A 6,405-nucleotide genomic window follows, 5' to 3' on the forward strand; every position below is an offset into this window, starting at 1 on the left:
AGAAAAAGATTATTATCTATTTAAACCAATAATCTCAGATAATAATCTGCCTTTTTTCAATTCCTTAATGATATGGCTTTCCTTTACCTTTACGTTAAAGGTAGCCACCATTGTTTCATGAAACAGTTCATTAGGAATCACCACTACACCATTTTGGTCTCCAAATACGAAGTCTCCTGGTTTTATAATGTCATCATCAATTTCCAAATCAACGTTAATTTCACCAAGACCTAATGCCTTTCCAGCATTTGGAAGGTAATCAAGGGCAAATACAGGATAATCCAAATCAACAAGGGCATCCATATCCCTTGCCCAACCGTATAAAACAGTTCCAGCGATTCCCTTCTCACCTGCACAGGTTGAAGCAAGCTCTCCCCAAACTGAAGCAGGCTTTCCATAAGTGTAAATGAATAGGACTTCACCTTTTTCTGCATTGTCCATAGCCATCAATGAAGTTCCCCAATCATCAGTATTGGTCTTTGCAGTGAATATCTTACCATAAACCTTATTGTCATTCATAGGTTTTAATCCATCTATAACACCACTGCGGCCAGAGACAGATGAGTAAGCATCTGACACTTGACAAGCAGAACTTGAATCCAAAATCTTTTTCAATAAAGCATGATTCTTGCTTTTTTCATTATCCAAATCATCTATGGAAAAATCATATTTGCTAATATCTACATCATCTAAGTCAATCACTTTGGATGATTTTTTCAATAAAGTCTTAGGAGTGATTTTAGCCAATTTAACACCTCTTTTAAAAATAAAATTATTAATAAATTATTAATAAATTATTATGCAATTATTAATTACCTACACTTAAATTTCTAAAGGATATGTAATAAATATTTCTAAAAATTTTAAAAATTTTTCAATTCATTAGAAAAATATAAAATAATTTATATATTATAATAAAGATATTATTATGTGGATACTAAAATCATATAAAAATGATATTAAATTATAATAGAAATTATAATTACATTATTAATTAATTTAAACATTAATTAATTCATTATTAATTACGATTATTACAATTATTATTAAAATTAAAGACTTAAGGTGAAAGGAAAATAGATTATTATTAATTAAATTAAACTAATTATCATAAAATAAATTCAGAATAAATCTTTACTTAAATAAACGATTACATTAATTATAAGATAAAAAGAACAATTATTCATTGAGTTATTTGAATTAGCTTATATAAAAATAAATTAAACTATTATATTCAACTACTTTTACCAATCATTAAAATCATGAGATTAATTAAAAGATCATTATCAAATTTAGAAACAAAAAACAAATCTAAATTAAAATGGTAACATTGATTCCATTTATGGATTTAAATGATTTTCTTTAAATTTTAATCAAACAAATATCTTTTTTTATATGAATTTGATCATAGAATATTTCAAAGTTTTTAAATAGCTAATGCCTATTTGAATTCAAGAATTCTATAAATCTTAGTATCTGCTTTTATCAATTAATTTATAAAATTAATTAATCAATTTATTACAAATTACAGTATAATTTAAAATTATAATCAATTATAAATTAACAAATTATAGATTACAATTTATTAATTAAAATTAATTATAATTAAGCTAGTAGTAAAATTGTTATTATGCTAAATCTTAATTAGACTAATTAATTTTAAATCATTGCTCAAGATGAGCTTAATTAAGAAAATGAGGTATTATTAATTATAAATGTTTAAAACTGAATGTAAAAAAAACAAGATTATTCATGTGTTATGGATAAAAATCAAAGGTTTTAAATTATCATGATAGATATTGGTTATGATAACAATTCTACGAATAACTAGCCTTAAATTATCCTATTACAAAGCTCAAAGGAGGCTTATTATGGGAAAAGGTGTAGAATTAACTACAACTAAATATCTTATTCACGCTCAAATCAATGCAAACGGAATCGTAGAAAAACCTGATGTGGTAGGTGCGGTTTTCGGACAGACTGAAGGTCTTTTAAGTAACGATTTAGACTTAAGAGAGCTCCAAAGAACCGGAAGAATAGGAAGAATCCAAGTTATCATTCACTCAAATGGCGGACGTGCAAAAGGTGAAATCGTAATTCCATCTAGCTTAGATAGAATCGAAACTGCTATCCTTGCAGCATCCTTAGAAACCATTAACCGTGTAGGTCCTTGTGAAGCTTCTATTGAAGTTCTTAGAGTTGAAGACGTAAGAGCTGTGAAAAGACAACAAGTTATTAATCGTGCAAAAGAAATTTATATGGGCATGATGGAAACTGTCTCTCCTGAAAGCATGAAAATGATTGAAGAAATCAGAGAATCCATGAGAGTTCATGAAATTTCTGAATTCGGAGCAGAAAGACTTCCTGCAGGTCCAAATGTACACACTTCCGATGCAATTATCGTTGTTGAAGGAAGAAATGATGTTTTAAATTTATTAAAATACGGAATTAAAAACACTGTCGCAGTTGAAGGAGTTAATATCCCTACCAGTGTAGCTGAATTAACTAAAAAAAGAACTGTAACTGCATTTGTTGATGGTGACCGTGGCGGAGAATTAATCTTAAAAGAACTCTTGCAAGTTGGAGATGTGGACTACATTACCAGAGCTCCAAGAGGCAAAGAAGTTGAAGATTTAGAAAAAGAAGAAGTTTTAATTGCTTTAAGAGACAAAGCTCCTACTGAACAAGTAATAAACAACCTTGATTTCAATTTAGACACTCAAGGCAAAGTGGGAAAAAACAAAATCAACAGAACTAGCAAAACTAGTGATAGAAGAGCAAAAAACTTAAACAAATCCGATAAATTTCACGGAAACAAAAACGGCAGAAACGATCGTAAAGACAAATTCGAAAGAAAAAACGGAAGAAACGATCGCAGAGGAAAAGATAGAAATTCCCGAGGCCGTAGAGACAGACAAAACGACAGAATCCAAGATAGTAGAATAAAATTATTAAAGAACATGTTAAAAGATTTAGAAGGAACTGGAAACAGTGAAATCTACGATGATTCTTTAAACTTATTAAAAGAAACTAATGTTGAAACCCTTTACGAAGATTTAAAACAAGACAATCCTGATGCAGACACCGTTATTTTCGATGGTGTAATCAGCCAAAGATTAGTCGACATTGCATACTCCAAAGGAATCAAAACCTTAGTTGCTTTTAAATCAAGCAGAGTAATTAAAAGACCTGACAAACTCAGAATAGTTACTTTAAACTAAATGGATTATTCGACTATTTAATTCCAAATTCAAATAGAAATAAATTATTTTATTTCTATATTTTTTCTTTTTTTATTTTTTAACAATTTTAATTTTTTTACGAATTTTTACAATTTACGATTTAACTTATTTTTACTTATTTAACTTATTTTTACTTATTTAACTTATTTTACTTATTTAACTTATTTAACTTATTTTACTTATTTTACTGATTCAATAAACTAATTTTAAAAATATTTAAATAAAACCATGAATATAATTAGGTATAACGAAGTAAAATTAATAAATTAATTAGTTAATACTAAAAAATTGAATAATCAATTTTAAGAAAAGAAATTTTTTAAAGAATTATCCTAAATTTAGATTAATGGGTTTGGAAAGAATCTAAAGAAGGAATTAACATGAATCTTTTTACAGAGCAATTGAACTTATCAAATGAACCTATCCAAAAGTCTCCAATCAAACTGCCGGTTATCGATGAAAATGGAGATAAAAAGCATTTGATGGAAGTGTTTGATTTTGAAAGCATGCTCGAAGACTATTTAATTGAACTAGAGATTAGAAACTATTCAGAAAATACTATAAAAACATACAGTTCCATCATTCATAACCTAATCAATTATATGAAAAAAGAGGAAAACCTATATGATGGAAAAAGATTTTTAGCTAGTTTCAGAAAGTATATCCGTGACTTGAAAAGGGACAAGTACCTTACCCAAAATTACATTTACCTAACTACAGTCGTTTCAAAGAAATTCCTTGAATTCAATGACATCTATTTTTTAGAGGACATTAAAAATCCAAAGAGAACAAAGTCATTGCCTAAATCCTTAAATGAAAAGGAAGTGAAGGATTTGATAGAGGCTGTATCTATTGATGAAAATGACACTCCTTTTAAACAAAAGTCAAAAAGAAGAGATAAGGTTATCCTAACACTGCTTTACTCTACAGGGCTTCGTATTTCAGAACTTGTAAAGCTATTGAAAAGAGACATAGATTTTGATGAAAGAACCATTAGAGTTAGAGGTAAAGGGGATAAGGATAGGATTGTTCTTTTTGATGAACATACAAAAAAGCTTTTATTAGACTACCTTGAAGTGGATAAACAGGATTCAGAATATATTTTTGTAAATAAGAATGGAAATAGTCTCACTCCCAGATATGTTCAGATGATGATTAAGAAATATGCAGATGAAGCAGGAATCAAAAAGAAAGTCACCCCTCATGTATTAAGACACTCATTTGCTACACATCTCTTAAAGAATGGAGTGGACATAAGGGTAATTCAACAGCTCCTTGGACATTCAAGTCTTTCTACAACTCAGATTTACACCAGTGTAGACATGGACACAATCAAAACAGTATATGATCAAGCAAGAGAACAGGAAAATCAATTTTAGAAATCTTAGAAAATTTTATAAAAATTAGAATTTTGAAAAATAAGAATTAAGGATTGAATAATATGGAAAATTTGCTTCTTATGGGAATTGACACAAGACCAATGGTTAATTCTGCATTAAAATTAGATTACAAAACATTTTCTATAAGCTATTTTAAAACTGTAGACTTTAAAGTACCTTATGCTGAGAAACATGTTTTAGATCAAGAAAGTGTCATATCCTGTGGAAGGTTTGAAGAAAATTATTCACCGGAAAAACTTCTTGAATTATCAAAGGATTTTCTTCTTCAAAATAATGATGAAAATGAAATTGACAAGATTGTACTTACCACTGGAATAAATGCGAAAAATTTTTCTGGAGAATTTAAAAAATTTAGAAAAATTGTTCGTAGCAATAAGAACACTGAATGTGTTGAGAATAAATTCAAATTTTTCAATAAGCTGAAAAACAAATTTAACGTTCCACTTACATTTCAACCATCTGATGTATGGGAACTCAATGAAATTTTACAACAATACACCAACAATCAATTTATTTTAAAACCCCTTCAAGGAAGTGGAGGGTTAGGAATTTTCTTGCTAAATAATGAAAGTTGTGATGAATTAAAACAAGTGAATGAGATTTGTCAAAATATTTCACTTGAAAACTATATACTTCAGGAACATATTGAAGGAACTAATGTGTCATCATCAGTATTGTCAAGTCACAATGATAGAAAAAATTTGATCAATTCAAGATTGATAACTGAACATGACTTGGGAAATGAATCATATGAATATTCTGGAAATATTTTACCTCTGGATGAAAATAGCTTTAGAATGTTTAATGATAATCAAACAAATAGTGATGATGGAAATACTAAAAACATTAATTTTAATGAACTAAATGATGAGATGAAGAATACATCTGAAGATTTGATAAGGCAATTCAAACTTATCGGATCAAATGGTGTTGACTACATTTTAGATAAGGACGGGGAACTGGAAGTCATTGAAATCAATCCAAGATTCCAAGGAACATATGAATTGGTTGAAAATGTGCTTGGCATAAATCTCTTGAATGCACACATCCAGGCTTGTGAAGGAGAAATCATTGACATTCCAAATCCCAGCAAATATTCAATCAAGAAAATCATTTATGCAAGAAAACAAGTCAATATAGGAAATCTGAATATTCCAAATGTATATGACATTCCTTATGAAGGAGTTAAAATAGAAAAAGACCAGCCTTTAGTAACCATCATCAGCTCAAATGAAGACTTGAAAACTGCAATTGATGATGCAAAAATAGCGGAAGATGAAGTTTATAAAAATATTGACTAATTAAAAAAATTGAATTAAAGAAAGAGATAATTAAAAAAAGTAAAATAATCTAAAATTAGATTACTCCTACTAATATTAAAATAAGCATGATAGTACCAATAACCACCAGGAAAGTAGTTATAATCATAGCACCAGTAATCCCCATGAATAATTTTGCCTTATTGTCAGGATCTCTTAAAAATTGATGAATTGGGTCTCTTCTCATAATTTCACCATTTTAAAACTTTATTGAATACAATATAATATATCATAAAAGAACTTATTAAATTTTACTTAAAAAACTAGTTTTAAAAAAATAATTTATAATAATAAAAAATAGCCATAAAATATATAACAGTGTTATAATTATCCTCTAAAAAAATTGATAGTCCCGAGCGGAGTCGAACCGCCGTCTCCGGGTCCAAAGCCTAGAAGGATTACCACTACCCCACGGGACTATACAACATATTATAGTATGTATTA

5 protein-coding genes and 1 tRNA gene are annotated in these 6,405 nt (G+C 28.4%); 3 read left to right on the forward strand and 3 right to left on the reverse strand.

All coding sequences use genetic code 11. From position 1 onward, the window contains the following. Positions 1-12: 12 nt before the first annotated feature. On the reverse strand, positions 13-747 hold the full coding sequence (locus ACJMLB_RS07590; protein WP_296855450.1) for an RraA family protein: 735 nt from the start codon (positions 745-747) through the stop codon (positions 13-15). A 1,124-nt stretch (positions 748-1,871) separates the two neighbouring features. On the opposite strand from ACJMLB_RS07590, the gene dnaG reads away from it, so the two are divergent. From dnaG to ACJMLB_RS07605, 3 genes are all read left to right on the forward strand, one after another. Next, positions 1,872-3,221, forward strand: a complete 1,350-nt coding sequence (dnaG, locus tag ACJMLB_RS07595; protein ID WP_296855448.1) for a DNA primase DnaG — start codon at positions 1,872-1,874, stop codon at positions 3,219-3,221. A gap of 401 nt (positions 3,222-3,622) precedes the next feature. Beyond that, a complete protein-coding gene (gene xerA / locus ACJMLB_RS07600) occupies positions 3,623-4,621 on the forward strand; it encodes a site-specific tyrosine recombinase/integron integrase (RefSeq protein ID WP_405324949.1) in 999 nt (332 codons plus the stop codon). Positions 4,622-4,683: 62 nt separating this feature from the next. Next, the gene (locus ACJMLB_RS07605; RefSeq protein ID WP_405324950.1) at positions 4,684-5,943 is read left to right on the forward strand and encodes an ATP-grasp domain-containing protein; all 1,260 of its coding nucleotides are present in this window, start codon (positions 4,684-4,686) and stop codon (positions 5,941-5,943) included. 55 nt (positions 5,944-5,998) lie between these two features. Here the strand turns inward: ACJMLB_RS07605 and ACJMLB_RS07610 are convergent, their stop codons facing one another. Then, a complete protein-coding gene (locus tag ACJMLB_RS07610) occupies positions 5,999-6,148 on the reverse strand; it encodes a hypothetical protein (RefSeq protein ID WP_295606583.1) in 150 nt (49 codons plus the stop codon). 160 nt (positions 6,149-6,308) lie between these two features. Next, a tRNA-Gln gene (locus ACJMLB_RS07615) sits at positions 6,309-6,380 on the reverse strand. Positions 6,381-6,405 lie beyond the last annotated feature (25 nt).

Source organism: Methanobrevibacter sp., from assembly GCF_045114555.1.
In the GTDB taxonomy this organism is placed as follows: Archaea; Methanobacteriota; Methanobacteria; order Methanobacteriales; family Methanobacteriaceae; genus Methanobrevibacter.

What these genes read in the sequence shown, in the direction of transcription:
- ACJMLB_RS07605 (WP_405324950.1), top strand. Translation starts at nt 4,684, where the DNA reads ATGGAAAATTTGCTTCTTATGGGAATTGACACAAGACCAATGGTTAAT.
- ACJMLB_RS07610 (WP_295606583.1), bottom strand. Translation starts at nt 6,148, where the DNA reads ATGAGAAGAGACCCAATTCATCAATTTTTAAGAGATCCTGACAATAAG.
- xerA (WP_405324949.1), top strand. Translation starts at nt 3,623, where the DNA reads ATGAATCTTTTTACAGAGCAATTGAACTTATCAAATGAACCTATCCAA.
- dnaG (WP_296855448.1), top strand. Translation starts at nt 1,872, where the DNA reads ATGGGAAAAGGTGTAGAATTAACTACAACTAAATATCTTATTCACGCT.